The following is a 21,845-nucleotide window of genomic DNA, read 5'->3' on the forward strand; positions in this document are numbered from 1 at the left end:
CAACGGCCGGCTCACCCGCACGGCACCGAACACCTACAAGATCACGCTCCCCGATGCCTTGACACCGCCAACGAGCCCTTAACTTCGTGGCATTGGATGATGATGGCCGAGCGATAGCCGACCCGGGGAGTGCCGTGAACCTGCTGCCGACCGCCACCAGCACGGATGTCCAGGAGCAGCAGCCCCACGTCGCCGTGCTCCCGGTCGGCTCTTTCGAGCAGCACGGCCGGTACCTCCCGCTGATCACCGACACGGCGATCGCCTGCATCATCAGCCAGGAGATCGCTGACGCCTACCCAGTCCACCTGCTCCCGCCCATCACCATGTCGTGCAGCCACGAGCACGCCGCCTTCCCCGGCACGGTCAGCATCAGCGCGAAGACTCTCTACGCCGTGATCGACGACATCCGCGCGTCCCTCGCCCGCTCTGGCATCCACAAGCTGGTGATCATCAACGGCCACGGTGGGAACTATGTCCTGTCCAACGTCGCCCAGGAGGCCAACGTCGACGGGCCCGCGGTCTCGCTCTTCCCCCTCGGAGCCGACTGGGATCGAGCCCGCGACAACGCCGGCCTCGTCTCCGACCGCCACGCCGACATGCACGCCGGCGAGATCGAGACGTCCGTCCTTCTTCACGCGGCGCCCGAGCTGGTGCGGGACGGGTTCGCCGATGCCGACCATGACGGCGGCAACCGTCCCTTCCTACTGGTCCAGGGCATGAGTGCGTACACCGAAACCGGTGTGGTCGGCTTCCCATCCCACGCGACCGCCGCCAAGGGCAAGGCCGTGCTGGCCAGCCTGGCCGAGAGCTTCGCGGGGCACCTGGAGATCCTCGACCTCAGTGACTGAAGCCAGCCAACACCTGTAACCGAAGGGTTGGCCCTCGGTGATCAGCGCAGTGGTCGGCAGGAGACGACCCCGCTCCTGCTGGGGCAGGTCCTGACGGCGCTACGGGAGCTCTATCGCCCCGCCAGTCTCCACGCCCGAGAGGGATCCATGTCCGGCTGTCCTGCCGGCGAGGACGACGGGAAGATACAGCCGGATAGGGCACCGCAGCTTTGCCGCTAGCCTTTGGTCATGAGTGGTGATGGAGCCCCCACTGGGGATGGCGCCACCGCGGTCAGGGGAACCGCTGGCTATGCCGAGGCGGCGGATGCGTTGGCCATCCAGTACGAGGCAGTCACCTTTGACGAAGTCCACTGCGACGTGCTTACGCTGATCCCTACACAGCCCGGCTGCATCCTGGATGTCGGCGCAGGCACCGGACGTGATGCCGCTGCGCTGGCAGCCCTTGGCCATCGCGTTGTGGCTGTCGAGCCAACTGCGGAACTCCGAGCTCACGGGCAACGGATCCATGCCGATAGCCAGATTGATTGGGTCGACGACGTTCTTCCAGACCTGACGCTGAGTCGTCACGCAGGCCAATTCGAGGCGGTCTTCGCCACGGCAGTATGGATGCATCTGAACGCTGAGGAACGTTGCCGTGCGATGGCCAGGATCGCCGCGTTGCTGGTGCCTGGGGGTCGGTTCTTCCTGAATCTCCGCCATGGCCCAGTGTCAGATGGGCGCCTAATGTTCGACGTGTCGGCTGCTGAGACGGTTGAACTGGCCCGCATGTACGGCTTGCGGGCGGTCCACCGCAGTGATCGTCCTGACCTACTTGGCCGCGACAGTGTCCGGTGGAGCTGCCTGGTACTGCAGACGCCTGGCGTCGACGTCGCACTCGACTGAACGCGAGTCGCGAGCGGTCAGGTTCGGGACTGCCGCTCGGTTGGGTGACACCTGACCTAGCTTGCTGTGAGGCGGCCTGGAAGGAAGTTGGAGTGCCCAAGTCGTATCCGAAGGAGTTCCGCAGAAGGACGTCAGACGGACGCGCCCGTTCACCTGCGCAGGGGGCCGCGATGTCCACAGGTTGTGGATACCGCGGCCCCTGACGTGCCTCCTGGAGTCGGACTCAGTCGGCGTCGACGGGGAGGAGCGCGAACAGCTCCTCGGCCGCGATGGGGTACTTGGTCTTCATGACGTCGGAATAGGCGCGCAGCGCCCTGCTGATCTGGGCCTTGGAGCGCGGCGCGAGGTGCACCTGCAGGAGGTCGTACAGGAGTTGCGTGTTGCCACTGGCCATCTTGCCTTTGGCCTTCGTCCCCTCGGGGGTCTCGATCCACATGGAGGAGAACGGGGCGGCGGTCATCTTCCACTCGAGCGCGGAGAGTCGCTTCATGATCTCCGGCCACTCCAGGGTTCCCTGCTCAAGGATGTGTCGTACGACCTTGGCGACCTGGTTCTGAACGGCGGGGCGCATGAACGGGTGGCCAGCGCCATCCCGGCCCTTGGGAGCCCGAAGATCCTTCCCGGACAGAGAGGCGAGGTATCGCTCACGGAGGTTCCCGCATGCGTCGAGGAGCTCGTGTAGGCGGACGGTCAGGAGCTCGAAGCTCTGGTCGAGGAGTTCATCAGTCGCTCGCTGCTTGGCCTCGCCCGTGGTGCAGGGCAGGTCGTAGCCGATCTCCTTGACGATGTCGTAGAGGACAGCGATGGTGCTCCATGCGGGGCTGGACTGGTTGATGGAGCGCTGGGCAAGGACAAGTTCGCCGTCCTGGCCGACCTTGCTGAAGACGAGAACGACCTTGTCACGCCTGAGGAAGTCGTCCTCGTCCAGCAGACGGCGGGTGAGGATGGCGAAGCTGTCGTCCTCGTCGAGGGCGATGTTCTCCTGCAGGTTGGTGCTCTTGGCGTTCCGGTTGATGTTGGTGAAGAGACGACGGGTCCTTCGACGGCCGTCCGCGGTGTCGAAGTGCGGCACCACGATGACGTTGATGTCCTCGTTGCCCAACTCCGGATTCTGCTTGATCGCATCCTTGATGGCCTTGAGCCTGTGCTGACCGTCGAGTGCGAAGAACTGCTGCGTACCGTCGAAGGTCAGGACGCCGAAGTTGCGGTCCAGTCCCTGGAGGACGGCCTGGTTCTCAGCGTCCATCGTCACCGACAGGTAGTTCGGATCGCCGCCCCAGACCGCGATGATGAGGGCGCCGAGGAACCGGTTCTCGTTGGTGAGCAGGTACTCCGTGATCTCCCGTGTCCGGGTACCAACGCCGCGTTGGATCATCGTGCCGAGGTCGCGATTGCCGCCAAGCTCGTGCGCGAAGTTGATCTCGCGCGCCACCTGGGCGTAGCTCATCAGGCAGGAGTAGTAGGTCCAATTGCCCACCTTGGCCTCGAAGGCGGGAACGAACGTCTTGGACGGCATCAAGTACCTCGTTGTCAGGAGCGGGTGCGAGCTAGGAGCGGAGTGCCGGCTTGGGGACGGTGCTGAGCCGACCTCGAAGAGTGGGGCCGCCCTGGATGTTCAGCGGCGGGTTGTACAGGTGCAGGAGGCGATCCTCCAGATTCTTGATCGCCGATCGGTCCTCGACGGTCGCGAACCAGTACTCCAGAGGGCGCAGCGCGAGGAAGTGAGTGAGCAGGTCGTCCCGGTTGGTGGGTGGCTCGCGGGTCCAAAGGCTTTCGGGGTTACCGCGCAGGTGCTTGCGGTAGTCCCGGTACCTGTTCCTGAGCGTGTTGCCTAGCTGGCCAGCGCCGCCGGCATGCCCAATGTAGAGGACCTGATGGAATCGGCCCTCTGTCCGGTCGGCCATGGCGAGCTTGATGGAAGGGCGCCAGACGAACATATAGAGGCCTGGCTCGTCGGGTATCGCGTTGACGATGTTCTCGGTCGCGGAAAGCCGCTCCCAGGGGGAGGCGAGTCGACTGAGATCGTCTTGCAGGACCTGATGCGCCGGCACGTCCATCATCGGTGTGATGCCGAGCTGGAACTCGAGAGCGGGACTGGCGTCCAGCCGATGGCGGATGACTGCACGCGCAGCTGTGTCCGGTGTCGCCATTCCCCCTGTGCTCCGATTGGGCGGCCGTGTGTGATGAGCTGACACATCCTTACATGCAGCACCGACAACGTGAGCTCCGAACGGAAAAGGGCCTACTTGATGACGACTTGTCATCAAGTAGGCCCTTTTTCGCGGGTTTCGCTAGAGGTGGCAGACAGAGCACCCAGCCTCGTCGTCGTCGGCGTCGAGAGCGTCTGAGAGGACCTCGAGCAGCGGCCGGTTGGGCTTTATCCGCTTCTCGGCCCGGGCGAGGTTGGCCTCGTGCTTGGCCTGGATCTCCTCGCGGCGCTCTATGAGCTCGTGCAGGGACTCGCCCTGGGACCAGGTGTAGTCGCGGCCCTGCATAGCGGTGTCCTGGTGGCGGACCTTCTCCTCGTAGGCGACGGCCTTGTCGAAGAGTTCGGGGTGGCGGTCCTTGAGGCCGAGCCACTCGTGCTTGCGCTGGAAGAAGCAGAAGTAGCAGCCGGACCGGGTGCGCCACTCGTAGTAGGCGGGCAGGCCGGTGCCGGCCTCATCGAGGATGCGGTTGACGCCGTCACGGTCGATGCCGTCCTCACGGAAGGGGAAGACCGCGGTGATGTTGGGCTTGGTGCTGACGTAGCCGAGGCGGTTCTCGTCGGCGCGGATGGCGACGTAAGAGATCACCTCGTCGTCACCCACCCACTCCTCCAGCGGCTTGATCTTGAGGTTCTTGGTGCACCAGCGCATCTGGGGGCTCGGCAAGGTGCCCTGGTAGACCTCGAGCCAGTGGTCGAAGTCTCGATCGGTGTTCAGGCGCACGATGGGCTTGCCGACGGCGGCTTCGAGCTTGTTGAGGTACTCGTACGTCTCAGGCAGCTCGGCGCCGGTGTCGCAGAAGAAGTACTCCATCTCCGGCACGCGGTCGCGCATGTAGATCGCCAGGGCTGAGGAGTCCTTGCCCCCAGACAGGCCCAGGACGTGCCGGACCTTCTTCCCGGAAGCAGTGTCGGTCATGATCACTCCGTCCTCTCGGCTGTGGTGGTGGGCTCGCTGACGCGCTGGGCCAGGGCGGCGAGCAGGATTCGGGCGCCGTCGGGGCCGAGCACCTTTTCAGCTTGCACCAGGACACTGACAGCGAGGTTCTCGGCTTCCCGCTGGGCCTGCTTGGGCAGGTAGATCAGCGTCCGCTGCTCGGCGCCGTCCTTGTCAGTCAGGGTGAGCAGCCGGGCGTCGAGTTCCTCCTCGGCATCACCCCTCGGCGCGTCGTTCTTGTATAGGTGGCTGACCCGGTCCAGCGCGCTGGCCATCTCGCGTACCCGGCGGGCGAAGACGGCGACGTCGTTGTCCGACCAGTCGCCGAGGGCGGCGTGGGACAGTCGAACGATCATCGGGTCCAGCCAGTCCTCGTCCGCCAGGTACTCGTTGAGCGCTATGGCGACGAAGCCGCGCAGCTCCAGGTTGAGGGAGACTCCAACAAACCCCTTCAACCGAGCGGCCAGGGCGCGGCGCAGCTCGGGCAGTGAGGACGGCAGGCGGAACTCGCGGCTGATCGTCTCGACGACCTCGGCGCGCAGCGCGCGGTCGGCGCCGGAGATCTCATCGGCCGCGGCGGCGAGCCGATCGACGTAGCCCTTGTTGCTGGATGTGCTCTTACGCTGCTCCGGCGTAATCGGATCCAGACCGAGGGCCTTGGGCAGGGCGTGGAAGAGCAGGTCGTCCGGGTCCTGCGCCGTGGACAGGGTGGAGCGGACGGCAACTGCGTCCTTGCTGATTCGCTTGGTGCGCCGAGCGTAGGGGGTGAGCACCATGACCCGTTCCATCAGAGCGCGGGTCACTGCCAGCAGGGCCGGGTTGCGCAGCGCCTGGGACCGGGGCTGCTCCACCTTGAGGGCCACGGACAGGTTCTTAACCACGGTGTGGCGCAGGCCGTCACCGACCGGCGTGGCCTTCACGGAGAAGCGGCTGGGAGCCTTCACCATGCGCTCGACCACGTCAGGCGTCAGCCGGGGCAGGTAGGAGCCGTCCTCGAACAGGGCAACGTCCTGGCGGCGGACGATGAGTGCGGTTACCACGAGCAGCGGAACGACACCGGCCTTGACGCCGTACGGGGGCACCATCAGGGCCCGGAAGACCCGTTCGAGGCTGGTGCGCTCATGGGCTTCGGTCAGAGCCGTCTCGAGCGCGTTCCAGACCTCTTGGGTGTGCGCGTGGGCCGGGCCGGGGCGAGAGAAGCCGTAGGGGAGGAAGGAGGCTGAGGACTCGTCGGCAGCCTCGGTGTTCTCTCGGTGCAGCCCCATGTATGCCAATGCGCCGCTGTACATGGCGCGCTCGGCGGGGTACTTGACGATACCGAGGTACTGCTCGCCGGACTTCTGCAGCATCGCTGTCAGCAGTTCGCGACGTGCCTTGGCGCCCTGGCTGGTCAGTTCGTGCCGGCCGAGCATTTCGTTGCGGATGTGCGGAGTCGCCGGGAAGACCCGGTCGCAGGCGATGGACGCAAGGCCGCTGAGGCTGCGGCTCCCGATCACCTCCCCGGTGTCGGCGTCGGCCGCGATGCCGGAGCGCCACAGTCGCCAGGTAGCCCGCTGGGTGGGAGGGAAGAACGCGGCGCTGAGGAGCTCCAGCAGCTCGCGCTTCGCACCGGATGTCCGTTCGCTGATCTCCCGCCGTGCGACGGGGTCGAGGGTCTTGTCGCGCTGCAGCTCCTCCAGCGCGACAAGGTTGTACGCAGCTCGAAGGACGAGATCGGGCTCTTCGGTGACTCCGAGGACCACCGGCAGGGAAGACTCGACGACTGGCCGGTCCTCGATGCTGCCGAGGTGGAAGACCAGGAGACCGTCGGCGTGGTCTGCGAGTTCGTCAGGCCCCTTGAGGAGCTTCGTCTGCGCAGTGGTGACCTGGACGAACAGGGCACGGAGCATGCCCGTCACCTGGCTGTGCCGGCCGGCGGCCACCGCCAAAGGCAGGTAGTCGCCGAGGCGCTCGGCGACGGCAGTGTCGTCGAGGTGGCTGCGTGCCTCCTTCAGACGTCCGTCGATGTCGATGTCGGTTCCGCGCCATGCCCGGTATTCGCCGTTGAAGTGCCGATACACCAGGAACCCACGTGCCACCAGGCCCTTGAGCTGGTCCTCGAGAGTTGCGAACGCCCTAGCATCAGTGGCCTCGCCAGGCTCGTGGAGCGCGTAGTAGACCATCGCGGCGGTCGCCCGCAGGGCACCGTCCTCGTCGATCAGGTTGAGCATGCCGACGGTGCGTAGCAGTCTCTGGTCTTCGGTGGACAGGCCGTTGGCCTGGGTCACGCGCGACTCGATCTCGATCCACTTGCTCGCGTTGCTTGAAGCCAGAAGCGAGGTTCGGCCGGAGTCGAGGAAGAAGTCGTACAGCTGTGGAAGTTTGACCGTGTTGGCGCAGCGCGGCTTGTCGCTGGAGAACGTCGCCAGCGAGCGGCGGACGGTATTGGGCTCGTCGTTGTTGAGGAACCCGGACAGGCTGCGGTCGTTCTGGCCGATCTGCGCGGCGAGGAAGGGCGCCGCGACAGCGGTCAGGGGGTGGAGTGGATAAAGGTCTGCGAAGTCCTGCGCCTTGAGGACGACGACATCGTTCAGGCCATGGTCACGCCATGTCTCCTGGGCAGCCTCAGCGTAGGCGGAAATCAGCTGCCTGCCGGCGGTGGAGACCCTGGACTGGTCGAGGCGGCGGCGCATCAGCTGTACCGCATCGCCGAGGTGGGGAGCGAAGGTGATGTTCTCGAATCGGCCCTGGATCTTCGCCCACTCGCGGGTCTGCAGCTCGCTGGACTGCGCCGCGTAGTCGAGGAAGGACGAGTGCTGGAGAGTCATCATGAACAGCGGTAGGCCCCTGGGGCCGGCGCTTTTCTCAGCGAGTTCCTGCAGCAGGAACAGATCTGCCTTGGCGGTGGCGAACTGACTGTGTCCGGCGAGGTGTTCGAGGGTCTTGCCGAATTCGTCGATCACCAGTAGCAGCGGCTGCTGCGCACACAGGGCGGTGACTGCGGCGATGACATCTTCAGGCTCGACGGCGGGGTCGGAGCACCGTGCCAGGGCTGTAGAGATTGCCTTCGGCATACGGGTCGGCCAACGGCGCTCGGCCGCGAGCTGCAGGGCCCGGGCCAGGGTGGTGATGAGCGGTTCGCGACGGGCGGTCGCCACGGCGCCGAGGAAGCCTGCCGGGGACAGCTGTGCGCGGGCTGCCTCTAGCCGGTGGGCCAGCCCCATACTGGTACCGGCCAGGACTTCCTGTGCCTCGGTCCGTCGTCCCTCGTCGTGCCCGAGGAGCGCGTCGATGAGGTTGACGAGCGTGGACTTGCCCGAGCCGTAGGCGCCGGTGAGCGACCACGAGCGGGGGCGGCGCACATCATCGAGGGCGTTGGCCAGACGGTCGAGGACGTCGAGGGCTCGGGCGCCCACGTAAGGCGAGTGCAGCTCGTCCAGCACGTCGCGTTCCACGTTGGTGGAACGCATCCGGGAGCCGACGAGCTCGATGCCAGCGGGGAACTCGGTGCCACCGGAAGTCTTGCGGGCGGCCTTGGGCCGCGATGGGGTCTCGGTGGTCACTGGGAGATCTCCTCGATCAGGGGGAGCTGCTGCTCAACGGTGTTGCGGAGCTCTCGGGCCTCGGCGACGGCGAGCTTGGGGTAGGTACGCGCCCAGTCCTGCCGGGTCGGGAACCCCGGCCGCTTTCGAACATGGTCGTACTGGCCGTCCAGGACCTCCCAGGCGAGGTCGAAGGGATCGGAGTTGAAGACGAGGCTGCGCTGCCCAACGGCTTCGATGAGCTGCAAGTCGGCTGTGGTGGCTGCGACGCGTTCGATCGCCGCCGCGATGTCGGGCTCACGGATGCGGAAGGCCCGCCCGGGAGCGCCGTGTTCGTTGGCGAGCCGAGCGAGAGAGATCGACCCGGAGTTGCGCGTCATGGTGGCGGCGTAGTCCAGGCATGCGTAGGCGACGATCCGGTCCGGGAGGGTGATGCGCGTGCCCGTGGTGAACTCCCACTCCTGCCTGCCGGAAACCGAGTGCTCCACGGTCTCGATCAGACCCAGCTCGCGGAAGGGGCAGGCCAGCAAATCTTCGAGCGCGCCGGGTGCGCCGCCCTTGGCCCGCTTTGCGGGGACGTACATCTTTGTGATGCAGTCGACGTCCTTCGCGATCGATCCCTTGACCGGCGCCTCCTCATAAGAGAGGTTCACGTGACGCACGATCAGCTCGGTGAGATCAGGTGCTGAGAAGCGAGCGAACGGGGCGAGCTGGAAGGCGACGTACCAGGAGGGCGCCCAGCTTTTGGCGCCCGGCCGGTTGCTCAGGAGCCACCAGTGCAGCAGCCAAAGGCTGCCCTGCTCCTCGAGGTAAGGGTCGGCGCCGTCCTCGTCAAGGAGCCAGCGCGCCTCCCACGTGGGGTACGACAAGTTGGCGCGGGAGTTCGCTTCGTCGCTGTTCCTGACCTCACGCGTCAGCTTGAAGGCCCGAGACCAGTAACGCATGGCGTTGGCCATGTTCTTGCCGACGCCGAGGAGGAGCGGGGCATCGTCCCCGAGGAAGACCTCGGGGTTCTCCTTTACCTGCATGTACGCCTTATGAAGCCACCCGAAGCGCGGCGCGAAGGTCTCGTGCCGTGCGAAGGAGGGATGGGCGGCTTCCGCGAGCCGGCTGTCTGACATGCGAGGCGTTCTCCGTGTCCGTTCGGGCTTGAGTGATCTTTGGGCAGGCTGGTTATATCGCGGGGGTCAGAGTCGCCCGTACGTGCCGGACGGCTCGGACTGTGGAGGACACGGCTCGCTCGATGTCATGGGAGGTCGTTGCGTACCCGAGGGAGAACCGGATGGTGCTGTCCGCCTCTTCCCGAGTGCGCCCCATGGCCAGGAGGACGTGGCTCGGGCTAGGCGCTCCGGAGGAGCACGCGCTCCCTTCCGAAGCCGCCACATCCGGCATCGAGGCGAGTACCGCGTCCGCTGGAGCACCGTGGAACGTGATGCTGGTCACGCCGGGCAGGCGTCGGTCCACCGCGCCGTTGATCTGGCAGTCGCCGATCTGTGCAACGAGTCCGTCCTCCAGGGCGTCACGCAGTCGCGCGATCCGGGGTGCTTCGTCGGCCAGGGCAAGGCGAGCGGCCTCGGCAGCCGCCCCGGCGCCGGCAATGCCTGCCACGTTCAGGGTGCCGGCCCGCCAGCCGCGCTCCTGGCCTCCGCCGAAGATCAGCGGGCGGTAGGGCAGGCGGATGCCCCGGCGAACGAACAGGGCTCCGACCCCCTGCGGGCCGCCGAACTTGTGCGCGGCCAGTGACAGCAGGTCGACATCCGTCTCGGCGAGGTCGATCGGCAGGCGGCCGACCAGCTGTGTCGCGTCAGAGTGGATGAGGGCTCCAGCTTCGTGGGCGGCTTGCACAATCGGCGCAAGATGCGTCAGCACGCCCGTTTCGTTGTTGGCCGCCATGAGCGACACGACGGCGACTCCCCCCGCAGCGAGTGCCGCGTGGAGGGCGGGCAGGTTCACAAGGCCGTCGGCGGCGACCGGCAGCACCAGGAGCGATCCGGGCGCATCGGCGGTTAGGGCCTTCGACGTCTCAAGCACCGCCGGATGTTCTACCGCGCTCGTCACCAGGCGGCCCCCGACCGCGAACGCTGCCCGCAGGGCGAGATTGTTCGCCTCCGTGGCACCGGACGTGAAGATGATCTCCCCGGGTGAGCAGTTCAGGAGGCCGGCCACCTGACGGCGCGCCAGATCAACGCGATCGGCGGCCCCACGTCCCAACCTGTGAGTACTCGATGCGTTACCGACGGTGCGCATCGCGGCGAGAGTGGCTTCCAGCGCTTCGGGGCGGGCAGGTGCCGTCGCGTTGTAGTCGAGGTAGGTCGGACCCGCATTAGGTGACTCGAATGTCACGCTCCACCCCACTTCGTTCTGCTCTGGTCGATCAACTGGTGGAGCTTCTCGTCAGGCGCGAGCCACTCCACCAGCAGTACCCCGCGATCCTAGCCGGAGCGAGGGACAGGTGGGGGTGAAGGCCTCGATTCCCCCGCCTCCGAAACCGTGCATCAGCACTCAAGCGAACAAATGTTCCCATAGGTTGGCTCCGGGATACAGGGAGGTGAAAGCCCTTACCTGCCAGCGAAGTTCGGCTGCGGTCGACGCCTGCGCCGCTGTCGGCAGCCGGATTCCCGGGACCGACCGCGGCGTGTCAGTGCGCAGGGCTAGGGTTTGATCACCGGCCGGGTAGCGGGGAAGGTCACACCGCATCCCGGCGACGTGACCGGGTCGGGCAAAGGAGAGACACCGCGGTGTACGGCGACGGCGGAATGCGAACAGACCTGGCCGCGGCATGATTGGGTCCCCCGGTATCTCGTTCGAGTCGGTCCTTGGTGGCGCACCTCTGCCCTACATCCGCTCTCTCCTGGGCGAGCATGCATGTGACCTCCTGGGCCTCCTGCACCAGGGACAGGACATCGAAGCCGCGCTCCGGAAGGTCGCGGCATCAGCAGTCTCCCCGGAACGGATCATCGGCGACCCGGCCGGACGAGCCGACTTCCTGCAGCTGCTTCCGGAGAACAAGCGGACCGAGCTCGCTGGCCGCCTCGGCGGGCCCGCTGGTGACGATGACTTCCTCGCGGCCCTGCCCTGGTCCCTAGATCAGCGCCGCACCCTCCTGGGCTTTCTCGGACTTGTCGTGGAGCGGGCGCCCGAGCCGCCGCCGACGTTCAGGGGTCCTAGCACGCCGCAGTACGGGCTCTTTCCTCACCAGCGGCTCGCGGCTGGCCGGGTGCAACGACTGCTGTACTCCGGGGAGCGGCGGGTCGTGCTGCACCTGCCCACTGGTGTCGGTAAGACACGCACCGGCATGAACATCATCTGTGATCACCTGCGCCGTCACGAACCGACCGTCGTCGTATGGCTGGCCCGTGGACGTGAGCTGCTGGAACAGGCGGCCGTGGAGTTCGAGAACGCCTGGGCCGCCCTCGGTAACCGCGAGGTCTCCGTGGTGCGGATGTGGGGGGACGCACCGATCGACCTCAACGGTATCGAGGATGGCATCGTGATCCTCGGTCTCGACAAGGCCACCGCCGCCGCAGGCACGGACTCGACGTTCCTCGACCGCCTCGGCGTGCGGACTACGCTCACGACCTTCGACGAAGCCCACCAGGCCATCGCCCCGACCTACCGCCGAACTGTCGACGCACTCACCCTGCGCAGCGACTCCAGCCTGCTAGGCCTCACAGCGACCCCCGGCCGGACGTGGGCCGATATCACCGAGGACGAAGCGCTGTCGGACTTCTTCGCGCGCCAGAAGGTGATGCTGGAGATCGACGGCTACGAGAACCCCGTCACGGCCCTCATCGAGCAGGGCTACCTCGCCCGCCCGCACTTCCGCACCGTGGCCGCCGAGTCCGGCACCACGCTCAGCAGCAGAGACAAACAGGCCCTCGCCGCCTCGTTCGACATCCCAGACACGCTGATGGCTCGGCTCGCTGGCAACGTGCAGTGGAATCTGCAGGTTCTCCGCACTGCGCTCGATCTCAGCCAGTACCACCGGCGAATCCTTCTCTTCGCGGCCTCCGTCGAGCACAGCCGCCTACTGGTGGCGATCTTGTCTGCGCTCGGCCTCGACGCGGACCAGGTGACGGCCGAATCCTCTCCACGCCACCGCGATCGGGCCATCGCCCGGTTCAAGGGGCCGAGCACCAGACCGATGATCCTCTCCAACTACGGAGTCCTGACCACCGGATTCGACGCGCCAGCCGCGAGCGCAGCCGTGATCGCCCGCCCGACCCGGTCCCTCGTCCTCTACAGCCAGATGGTCGGACGGGTCATCCGCGGCCCGAAAGCCGGCGGCACCCCAACCTGCGACATCATCACCGTGATCGATCCCGCTCTCCCGGGCTTCGGAGACGTAGCGGAAGCATTCACCAACTGGGAGGACGTGTGGAAGGCCCGATGACATCGAAATACTCGATCGTCACCTCCGACCTGACGGTCAAGGCGCTGCAGGACAGCGGTTACAAGTCCACTGCCCACGCCATCGCCGAACTCATCGACAACGGCCTCGAAGCTGAGGCCGATCTCGTCGAGCTGTTCGTCGTGGAGGGCAACGAACACACCGGGCGGCGCGCACGGTACCGCGTTGAGAAGATCGCCGTCCTCGACAACGGCACCGGGATGGACCCCGAGACCCTCCGGCAATCCCTTCGCTTCGGCGCCGGCACCCGGCAGCAGCGCAAGGGCATCGGCCGCTTCGGAGTCGGCCTGCCTAACTCGAGCATCTCGCAGTGCAACCGCGTGGACGTCTGGTCTTGGAAGAACGGACCCGAGAACGCCCTGCACACGTACCTCGACCTCACCGAGATCGCCCAGGGCCTCGAGGAGGTCCCGGAACCCAAGCTCGACGCCGTGCCGGACGAGTGGCAAGCCCTGTCCGAGGGACTCGGCCGCTCCGGCACTCTCGTGCAGTGGACGGAGCTCGAGCGCGTCCAGTGGCGCGGTGCGCAGACCACCATCACGAACACCGAGAACCTGATCGGCCGGATCTACCGGCGCCTGCTCGCGAAGGGCAAGCGGATCAAGCTCGTCCCCGTGCGCGGATGGGCGCAGCTGTCCGGGGCCGGCGACACCCGCCCGAACGACCCGCTGTACCTGATGACGCCCAGCTCCACGCCCACGCCGTTCGACAAGAAGCCGATGTTCCGCGCTTACGGCGCGAGCAACACCGGCGAGATCGGCGTTGAGAAGTTCATGGTCCGTGCGGCAGATGGGAAGGAGTACCCCGTCCTGGTGCGTTCCACCATCGCAGTGGACGCGGCACGCCGCACCGACATTGAGGGAGAGCCCTGGCCGGCGAACGTTCCGCCGAGCCTCAAGCCCGGTGAAACGCCCTGGGGCAAGCACGCCGCGAGGAACCTCGGAATCTCCCTCATCCGGGCGGACCGAGAACTCGATCTCGACACCGGATGGATCAACTCCTACGACCCGGTTGAGCGGTGGTGGGGCGTGGAGATCGACTTCCCCGCGGCCCTCGACGAGGTCTTCGGCGTCACCAACAACAAACAGTCCGCGACGATCTTCTCCAGCCTCGCTCACTTCAACTGGCGGGAGGAGGCCGCAGGGCTGTCGTGGGAGGAGTACCGAGAGGAGCTGCGCGACGAGGGAGACCCTCGTCTTCCGCTCATCGAGATCGTCTACCACATCCGCGAGAAGCTCCTCGGTCGCCTGCGCACCGAGCTCGCGCACCAGACCGAGGGGACGCGGTCCAGCCGCAAGCGGCACGAGACGGCCGAGGTTCAGGCCGAGGTGGCGGTGCAGCGTCGGCGCACTGAGACCCGGCCGAGCCTGACCGATCAGCTCGCCGAAGAGACCACCGAAGAGGTCAGCAAGCAGCTGCAGTACGCGAGCCTGGTCGAGACGCATCGCTACAGCCCGGCCGACGCCCAGCGCATCATCGAAGAGACGATGTCGCAGGGCAAGCACGTGCGACTTCTGACCAGCCGCAACCCAGATTCGCCAGCCTTCTTCAACGTCGAGTACATCCCCGGCATGCTCCAGGTCGCCCTCAACATAGACCACCCGGTCTATAGTGACCTGATCGCCGTCCTTGACGGGGACATCGACGGGGCGAGCCGGGAAGAGCTCGCCGGACGTCTCACCTCCGCGGCCAACGCCTTCAAGCTCCTCCTGATCTCCTGGGCGAGGTTCGAAGACGAGCAGCCAGAGAAGCCGCGCGAGCGTGCGAAGCGGATGCGCCAGGATTGGGGCCGCCTCGCCAGCGAGTTTCTCGGTGCCAGCGACGCCGACGACGAGGACGATGAGTGACGGTCGACCACGTCTGGCGCCAGATCGAGCAGCTCCTCGCCGCCGCGACCAACCGCGTCGTCGTGGTGGCCCCCTTCATTAAGAAGGAGGTCTTCCAGGCGGTGCTCGACGCCGTGCCCGCGGACGTCGAGGACATCACCTGCGTCACCCGCTGGTCCGTGCCCGAGGTGGCCGCAGGGGTCTCCGATCCGGAGATCGCCGAGCTGGCACAGCGGGACGGACGTGCCACCATCAGGCTGTGCCACAGCCTGCACGCGAAGCTGTACGTGGCCGATGACCGCTGCCTCGTCGGGTCCGCTAACCTCACGGGCAAGGCCACCGGCCGCGTGCCCGCGGCGAACATCGAACTCCTCATCGAAACCGGTGTGACGCATTCGGAGGTTCAGCGGGTGCTGGCCGCTCTTCAGGCCAACACGGTCCCGGGGACAGTGGAGCTGGCCGAACAGATGCGTGAGCAGGCATCCCTTATGCGCGATGACGAAGACAGCCCCCGCGTCGTCGTACCCGGTCAGGACGAGCAACCGGCACGCTGGCTGCCGGAGACGCGCAACCCTGACCGGCTCTACCGTGTCTACAACGGGCGACACCGCCACATCGGGAGCGACGTGCTCGCCGGTGTGCTCCGAGACCTGGGGCACCTGGACATCGGCCCTGGCCTCGACGAGCAGGCCTTCGGCTCCGAGGTCCTGGCCCGTCTTCACGCTATCCCCGAACTGCGCGCATTGACGGCAGCCGGTCGGATGAGCCTCGCCGACGCACAGGCGAAGCTGCTGGCCGCAGGAGATCTCTCGGATGAGCAGGCTCAGCGCACGGTCGAGACGATCGCGGCCTGGCTTCACTACTTCGACGACGTCCACTTCGTACCCACTGGCCCTTGGGAGATCCGGCAGGGTAAGGAACTCGCGTAGCGGCGCTGCCGGGGGCGGGCGGCGCGGCCGATGCTGCGCTGCCCGCCCTCAGCGACCCACCCCGGCCTCGACGGCAACGTCCAGCACGGACCGGAGCTGCACGGTATTTTGATGGTGCCCGCAACGGGCTCGATCGTGGTGCGTACGGCGGAGAAGGCACGGGACATGGCAGCAGCACGGATCCCGTATCTGCTGGGGCATGCCGAAATCGCCGACCTCTTCGGCGTCGAACGCCAGACCTCAGCAAAGTGGCGCGTCGATCGCACGCTGCCCGAGCCGGATCTCGTTGCCTCGGGCAACCCGTACTGGCTGCTGACCACGGTCTTCGCCCTCGCTGGCCGGCACGTCGCCGAAGATCGCCTGCGAGAGTACGAAGCGAAGATCCCCAACGGATACCGTGTCGAGAGCCGAGAATTCCTGCCCGTCATCGTGGGGATCCAGGAAGTCGCCCTCATCCTCGGCACCGACCAGCAGACGGTTTCCCGGTGGCGGCACCGCAAGCGGATCGCCACCGCCGACCTAGTGCTCTCCCGTTCCCCGCTCTGGCTGCTCGACACCATCACCGCGGACGCGACCGAGCGCGGGCGCACTCTCGTGGCCGAGGAGATCGAGCGGCTGCGGGCCGGCGTGCGCGTCCCCCAGAAGCCGCGGGGCCGCAGAGTGATGACCGAGCCCCGGCCGCCCAAGAAGCCGCTGCCGGGCCCGCAGTGCTTCACCAGCTCCGAGCAGGAGGAAGCGGTCGCTTTTGTCACCGAGGTACTGGCCGAGGGACACACCACGGTCATCCGGCCAAAGCGATAAGCGCCCCCTGCCCAGCAGACCCTCGACATGTCCCCACGCACTTGCACTCACACGCCCTCCGGTGGGAGAAACAGTTGATGCAGGAGATTCTATCCATAGAATCTCCCACACGGTCCAATCTCACAGGGGGATTCATGGCATGCGACACCTGTGCCGCCACGGCACCAACCTGCATGAGTGACGCGCTATCCACACCATCTGGATGGGAGGCCAGCCAATGAAGGTGATCTCCTACGGCGGTGGAGTCCAGTCCACAGCGCTCCTCGTCCTCGCGGCTAGGCGCAACATCAGCTACGCAACCTTCCTGTTTGCCAACGTCGGTGACGACAGCGAACACCCGGCGACCCTCGCCTACATCCGAGACATCGCCGCGCCCTACGCAGCCAATGCGGGTCTCGAGCTGCACCAGCTTCGGCGGACGCGGCGGGATGGCACGACCGAGACGCTCATGGAGCGACTGAACCGGCCGGGTATCCGCTCGATCCCCATCCCTGTTCGGATGGCTAACGGAGCACCCGGACGCCGGTCCTGCACCGCGGATTTCAAGATCAAGGTAGTCGGGCGGTGGCTCCGGCAGCACGGAGCCACCGCCGACGCTCCAGCGACCGTTGGGATCGGCATCTCCGTCGACGAAATCCACCGGGCGAACCGTCGTCGGAGCGAACCCCACGAGCAGGTCGAGTACCCGTTGCTCGACCTGCGGCTACGGCGCGACGACTGTGAGCAGATCATCAAGGACGCCGGCCTCCCCGTACCTCCGAAGAGCTCCTGCTTCTTCTGCCCCTTCCGCACTGTCGATGCCTGGCGCCAGCAGCGACAGACGGAGCCAGAACTTTTCGCACAGGCGGTAGCACTCGAGAAGACCGTGAACGGCCGACGCGCCGCCCTCGGCCGCGACCCGGTCTACCTCACCCGTTTCGGTAGGCCTCTCTCCGAGGCCATCCCCGACCGGCGCGAAACCCAGTCCGAAGAGACGGAGGACGGCGGCTGTGACTCCGGCTGGTGCATGACCTGACCCGAACACTCGCCATCCCGGTGAGCAGCCGGAGGACCGCTCGGCAACCTGGACCGCGGCCCGATAGAGCGCACCCAGATCAACCGCGCTCCCAGGCCGTGGCCTGAGGCCATCACCCAGGAGATCGTGGAGGACCTCGCCGAGTTTGAGGCTACCGCCGAGGAAGTCATCGCAGAGGCGTACGGACCGGGAATCTCTCGCCGATGCCGGTCTCGCCCTGGGTGCGAGGCCGGCACCTCGGTGTGGGGGCGCGGGTCGTGTGGGGTCCCGTCCTTCCTCAGCGGGCTCCCCAGCCGCGGTGCGCTTCGGGGCCGTGTGGGCTCCAGCCGTTCAGGTAGGGCGTCAGCTCCTCGGGCTTCGGTTCGCGAGCGGTGGGCATGGCAGGTAGACGTGACAGTGGGTCGAGGCTCTGAACGTATCGGCGTGCCCAGGCCAACCACCCTTGCGCCGAGGCCACAGTCGCCTCGTCTTCCCCCGCCGCCTCTTCCAGCCGACGCTCCAGGGCGTTGCAGTACGCGCTCAGGCTTGTCGCTTCCTGCCAGTGGCCAGCCTGCGTGCGGAGTACCTCGGCATACTGCTCCTGCGCGGCCAGGTCCTTCGCCTTCTCCATGGCCGCCCGCCAACGGACCTCGCGCTCGGCCTTCGCCCGCTCTTCGTCCGCCTTCCGCTGGGCGTCCTCTACGGCGCGGGTCTCGATCTCCCGGAGCACGGCTCCCAGAATGTCCTCCAGCACCCAGCGCTTGCGATCGGCCCAGCGGGACTGCCGGCTGGCTTGGCTGTAGCCGAGTTCGATCACGAGGCTCTTGGAGCGCTCTGGTTCGGTGGACTGGGGAAACTCCTGCTGGATCGTGACGGTGTAGGTGAATCCGTCCACGACCAGGTCCAGTTCGCCCTCGCGGCGGGAGTAGCTGGAAGGGTACTGCCGCCCGTTGTACGTGTAGGCGTGGCTGCGGTGGCGGGAGGGGACTTCATGCTCCTTGACCTTGTGCCCGCGACGTACTGCTTCGGCGGCGAGGCCCTGGAGAAGCAGCAACGATCGGCGGCGCAGCGGGGCCGGCACGACGAGTCGGCCCTCGTCGTCCCTCAGTGCGGCCACGACCGGATGCGGAGAGCGCAACTGAGTGGGTACGTGGACGGACGGCGCCTCATCCGGCCTCTGCCTGAGTGAGTTGGGGTGGGGACCCTCGACCAGAGAGATCTGCAGGTCGCGATTCCACATGCGGAGACTTTCGATGCGCTTGCCCTCAGGGGCGAGGTTGTGGCGCTTCGCGTAGTCGATCACGCGTCGCCACTCCGTCACCGTGGCGTCGTCGGGCTCGGTGACGGTGACCCGCCGGGACGTAACGAGTCGCCCGATGAGCTCCTTCGCCTTGCCCCGACGGGCGAGTGCCACTGGCCTGTCGGCGTAGGACGCGGAGCGGGTGCCGCCTGTCGCCTTTCCTTTGGCGGCCTTCTCTTCCCCGGCGTGCGCGGGATCGTCCGGGTGGTGGCCGTGCTGGAGGTAGAAGGTGCCTGCCTCGGTGACCTGGGCATCCACCTCGCTCCCACTGCGCTTGATCGTCACCAGCCCTCGGTCGCGCAGCGCGTAGGCCGTGCGGAACTCACCGGGGTCCCAGGGTTCCTCGGACTCCTTGCTGTTCGCGAGCCGGCCGAGCAGGGCGAGCTGTCGTTCGTTCAGGGGAGACCAGCGATGCATGGCAACAGCTCACCCCGGTGCCGGGCCTGGTGCAATGACTCGTACGGGTGGTCGCTTCTGGCAGCACCGGAGACCGTCGGTTTTGCGGTCGTCGGACGGCCTGCTTGCGTGAGCGCTGCGTGAGCGGACTGGGTGGCACTAGGATGGACCCAGCGTCATAGCGATCACGGTCAGACGTCTCTGACCTGGGGAAACGGGATTCTGTGACATCGTCCGGCACCAGGCGGGATGATCTTGTGGGGCCTCGTAATGCGTAGGTCTCGGGTTCGAATCCCGAAGGCGGCTCCATGAGAACCCCGGCTCAGATCCCTCTGAGTCGGGGTTCTGTGGTTCAGGCGGGCTTCCGGCGATGCGCGGGCGGGCCGGCAGGTGTCTTCCGGCCGTTGCATCGCGCCGCGGGAGGGATCGGGCCTCCGCGTACCGCCGGGTCCCGCTGATCCGGGTGTGCCGGCAGATCTGGGTGGTCGTGGGCACGTCCGATCCCCACTCGTTCAGGACAGGGCCGACGCCGGGTGCCGGCCGCCGTCGTGCCGGCGTCGGTCAGTGATCTGCGCTCGGCGCCGGGCTCCAGCCCGCCCTGGTCCCGGGTCGGGGGCGGGGCGACACGTTCGGGGTGGGCCGTGTGCTTATCGGGTTGATTCGGGGGCGCCCGCGTATCCTTTTGGCGTATCAAATGCCCGAAATCGGAGACGTCCTGACGAAGGTGCAGCAAATCTTCAACGTGACCGCTTCCCAGAAGCGGATGGCCTGTCTGATCGCGCCGGTGCCGCTCGGGATGTTGGATGCCCTGCTCGTGCACGGTGGCGACGTCGGTGTCGGGCTGGGCATGGGCCTCGGGGCGGCCGTCGTCATGCTGGCGCGCCGGCGGTTCCCCGTGGTGACGCTGCTGGCCACCCTGCCCGGCATGTACCTCGGCTACGTCTGGATCGCGCCGATCATCGCCCTGTACACGGTGGCCTCCCTGCGCAGGCCGCCCGGGCTGTTGGCGCTGACCGGGGCGCTGTTCGCCGTCGCGCACTTCCTTCCCTTCCCCGTCGGCGGCCTCGCCGAGCACTCGGCCCGCGAGATCGCGCTCGCCGCGGTCGACACGCTCGGCGCGACGGTCATCCCGCTGGGGCTCGGCCTGCTCGCCCGGACCCGCCGCGAGCTCGCCGCGAACCTGGGGGAGCTGCGAGGCAGCCAGGCCAGGGAGCGCAGGCTGCTCACCGACCGGGTGCTGGCCGAGGAGCGGGCACGGCTCGCCAGGGAGATGCACGACGTGGTGGCCCACCAGGTCGGTCTGATCAACCTGCAGGCCGGAGCCCTCCAGGTCATCTCGACCGACCCCGGAGCCCAGGAGGGCGCCCGGACCATCCGGGAGCTGTCCGGGCGCACGCTGGACGAGCTGCGCTACATGGTGGGTGTGCTGCGCTCGGCCGAGGCGGGCGATCCCGCCCTCCAGGCGCAGCTGGCGGACGTTCCCCGGCTGATCGGCCAGTCGGGACTCGACATCGCGTACCGCAACGACGTACCGCAGGGCACGTACCTCCCCGAGGGCGTCGAGCGGGCTGCCTACCGGACGGTGCAGGAAGCGCTGACGAACGCCGGCCGGTACGCACCCGCCGCGCACATCCAGGTGGTGCTCGGACTGGAGGGCGACGGGGAAGCGCTGCGGGTCGAGGTGCGCAACGGACCGTCCGAGCAGCGCGGGGAGCGGCCGTGCCGGGCCGGGGGCGGATACGGGCTGGTGGGGCTGAAGGAGCGGGCGCACAGCGTCGGCGGCACCTTGGAGGCCCACCCCACGAGTGACCGGGGCTTCCTGGTCACGGCTCGGCTCCCGGTCAGCTGACGGCCGGCCCCCGCTGGGAGGGGGGTGCATCCGGCCCGCCCTCCCGGTGGGCGACGGCGGCGATCGCGACCCGGCTCCGGACACCGAGCTTCTTCTTGAGGGAGCCGATGTGCGTCTTGACCGTGGTCATGCCGACGCCCAGCCGCTCGGCGATCTCCGCGTTCGGCAGTCCCTCCGCGACGAGGTCCAGCACCTGGTGCTCGCGGTTGGTGAGCAGGCCGCGCAGCCTCCCCGGTGCCTCGGCGGGCTGCGCCGCGTTGATGCGTGCGCCCATGGCGGAGCGGCTCTGGGGCGGCACGTAGACGACGCCGCCCCGGGCGAGGATGCGCACGCAGTCGATGAGCAGATGCGGCTCGGTGTCCTTGAGCAGGTATCCGGAGGCTCCGAGCCGGAGCGCCGTGTCGAGGTACTGGTCGGAGCCCAGCATGGTCAGCATGGCGATCGCCGGCGGCCTGGGCAGCGAGCGCAGCTTGGGGATGAGTGAGAACCCGTCTACGGCCGGCATGTTGACGTCGATCAGGGCCACGTCGGGCGCGGTCTCGCGGGCTAGACGGACTGCTTCTGGCCCGTCACAGGTCACCGTCCGGATGTCCGGTGCGGAGTCCAGGACACGCTGCACCGCAACCCGTACCAGCGCCTCGTCGTCGACAAGCAGCACGCGGACCATGACGTTCGTTCCCCCGATCAGCGACCGGCCTCAAGTCGTAGATCCGATGTCATCCTCTGGTCGGAGCTCGGCGGCTGAAGGCCAGGTCAGCATGGAAGCGATCATATTTGCTTCCCGGGAGGTCCCGCGGGTGCGGGCGGTGGCCAACCCCGCCCGGCGGACCGAACGCGAGGGAGGCAGGGAGGTGTCCGGTGGAACGCCGCGCCACGAGCCCGGACCGTTTCTACTGACACTTCCGACGGGGCTTGTGATACGAGGAGAGTCATCTTGGGGTACCA

The 21,845-nt window shown here is 67.2% G+C and carries 16 protein-coding genes; 8 read left to right on the plus strand and 8 right to left on the minus strand.

What is annotated here, in order from left to right; all coding sequences use genetic code 11:
• The first annotated feature begins 134 nt into the window (after positions 1 to 134).
• Both ACIQUT_RS28890 and ACIQUT_RS28895 read left to right on the plus strand, forming a co-directional pair.
• Positions 135 to 848 carry a creatininase family protein gene (locus ACIQUT_RS28890; RefSeq protein ID WP_403566985.1) on the plus strand — a complete coding sequence of 238 codons (714 nt, stop codon included), beginning with the start codon at positions 135 to 137 and terminating at the stop codon, positions 846 to 848.
• Positions 849 to 1,076: 228 nt separating this feature from the next.
• On the plus strand, positions 1,077 to 1,730 hold the full coding sequence (locus ACIQUT_RS28895) for a class I SAM-dependent methyltransferase (protein ID WP_403566987.1): 654 nt from the start codon (positions 1,077 to 1,079) through the stop codon (positions 1,728 to 1,730).
• 223 nt (positions 1,731 to 1,953) lie between these two features.
• On the opposite strand, the gene ACIQUT_RS28900 is transcribed toward ACIQUT_RS28895, so the two are convergent.
• From ACIQUT_RS28900 to ACIQUT_RS28925, 6 genes are all read right to left on the minus strand, one after another.
• Entirely contained in the window at positions 1,954 to 3,246 is a 1,293-nt protein-coding gene (locus ACIQUT_RS28900; protein WP_403566989.1) for a DNA sulfur modification protein DndB, read from the minus strand.
• A gap of 31 nt (positions 3,247 to 3,277) precedes the next feature.
• Positions 3,278 to 3,880, minus strand: a complete 603-nt coding sequence (locus ACIQUT_RS28905) for a hypothetical protein (RefSeq protein WP_403566991.1) — start codon at positions 3,878 to 3,880, stop codon at positions 3,278 to 3,280.
• Positions 3,881 to 4,021: 141 nt separating this feature from the next.
• A complete protein-coding gene (locus ACIQUT_RS28910; RefSeq protein WP_403566993.1) occupies positions 4,022 to 4,855 on the minus strand; it encodes a phosphoadenosine phosphosulfate reductase family protein in 834 nt (277 codons plus the stop codon).
• A gap of 2 nt (positions 4,856 to 4,857) precedes the next feature.
• Entirely contained in the window at positions 4,858 to 8,415 is a 3,558-nt protein-coding gene (locus ACIQUT_RS28915) for an ATP-binding protein (RefSeq protein WP_403566995.1), read from the minus strand.
• Positions 8,412 to 9,515 carry a DUF4007 family protein gene (locus tag ACIQUT_RS28920; RefSeq protein WP_403566996.1) on the minus strand — a complete coding sequence of 368 codons (1,104 nt, stop codon included), beginning with the start codon at positions 9,513 to 9,515 and terminating at the stop codon, positions 8,412 to 8,414. Before ACIQUT_RS28920 ends, ACIQUT_RS28915 begins: the two co-directional genes overlap by 4 nt.
• Before the next feature lie 52 nt (positions 9,516 to 9,567).
• Positions 9,568 to 10,737 (minus strand): cysteine desulfurase family protein, encoded by a 1,170-nt coding sequence (locus ACIQUT_RS28925; protein ID WP_403566998.1) that lies wholly within the window; start codon positions 10,735 to 10,737, stop codon positions 9,568 to 9,570.
• A gap of 436 nt (positions 10,738 to 11,173) precedes the next feature.
• On the opposite strand from ACIQUT_RS28925, the gene ACIQUT_RS28930 reads away from it, so the two are divergent.
• The 5 genes from ACIQUT_RS28930 (at position 11,174) to ACIQUT_RS28950 (ending at position 17,376) form a co-directional block, all read left to right on the plus strand.
• Positions 11,174 to 12,787, plus strand: a complete 1,614-nt coding sequence (locus ACIQUT_RS28930) for a DEAD/DEAH box helicase (RefSeq protein WP_403567000.1) — start codon at positions 11,174 to 11,176, stop codon at positions 12,785 to 12,787.
• Positions 12,784 to 14,652, plus strand: coding sequence for an ATP-binding protein (locus ACIQUT_RS28935; RefSeq protein WP_403567002.1), 1,869 nt, complete (start codon positions 12,784 to 12,786; stop codon positions 14,650 to 14,652). The genes ACIQUT_RS28930 and ACIQUT_RS28935 overlap by 4 nt, the downstream gene beginning before the upstream one ends.
• Positions 14,649 to 15,560 (plus strand): phospholipase D family protein, encoded by a 912-nt coding sequence (locus ACIQUT_RS28940; RefSeq protein WP_403567004.1) that lies wholly within the window; start codon positions 14,649 to 14,651, stop codon positions 15,558 to 15,560. Before ACIQUT_RS28935 ends, ACIQUT_RS28940 begins: the two co-directional genes overlap by 4 nt.
• 111 nt (positions 15,561 to 15,671) lie before the next feature.
• Complete coding sequence (locus tag ACIQUT_RS28945; protein WP_403567006.1) at positions 15,672 to 16,361, plus strand: hypothetical protein; 690 nt, start codon at positions 15,672 to 15,674, stop codon at positions 16,359 to 16,361.
• A gap of 217 nt (positions 16,362 to 16,578) precedes the next feature.
• A complete protein-coding gene (locus ACIQUT_RS28950) occupies positions 16,579 to 17,376 on the plus strand; it encodes a phosphoadenosine phosphosulfate reductase (RefSeq protein ID WP_403567008.1) in 798 nt (265 codons plus the stop codon).
• Positions 17,377 to 17,653: 277 nt separating this feature from the next.
• Here the strand turns inward: ACIQUT_RS28950 and ACIQUT_RS28955 are convergent, their stop codons facing one another.
• Positions 17,654 to 19,072, minus strand: coding sequence for a hypothetical protein (locus tag ACIQUT_RS28955; protein WP_403567009.1), 1,419 nt, complete (start codon positions 19,070 to 19,072; stop codon positions 17,654 to 17,656).
• A gap of 673 nt (positions 19,073 to 19,745) precedes the next feature.
• On the opposite strand from ACIQUT_RS28955, the gene ACIQUT_RS28960 reads away from it, so the two are divergent.
• On the plus strand, positions 19,746 to 20,900 hold the full coding sequence (locus ACIQUT_RS28960) for a sensor histidine kinase (protein ID WP_403567012.1): 1,155 nt from the start codon (positions 19,746 to 19,748) through the stop codon (positions 20,898 to 20,900).
• Here the strand turns inward: ACIQUT_RS28960 and ACIQUT_RS28965 are convergent.
• Positions 20,893 to 21,567, minus strand: coding sequence for a response regulator (locus ACIQUT_RS28965; protein WP_403567014.1), 675 nt, complete (start codon positions 21,565 to 21,567; stop codon positions 20,893 to 20,895). The two genes, ACIQUT_RS28960 and ACIQUT_RS28965, sit on opposite strands and share 8 nt — an antisense overlap.
• Positions 21,568 to 21,845 lie beyond the last annotated feature (278 nt).

This window comes from Streptomyces sp. NPDC090445 (genome assembly GCF_044769385.1).
Taxonomy (GTDB): Bacteria; Actinomycetota; Actinomycetes; order Streptomycetales; family Streptomycetaceae; genus Streptomyces.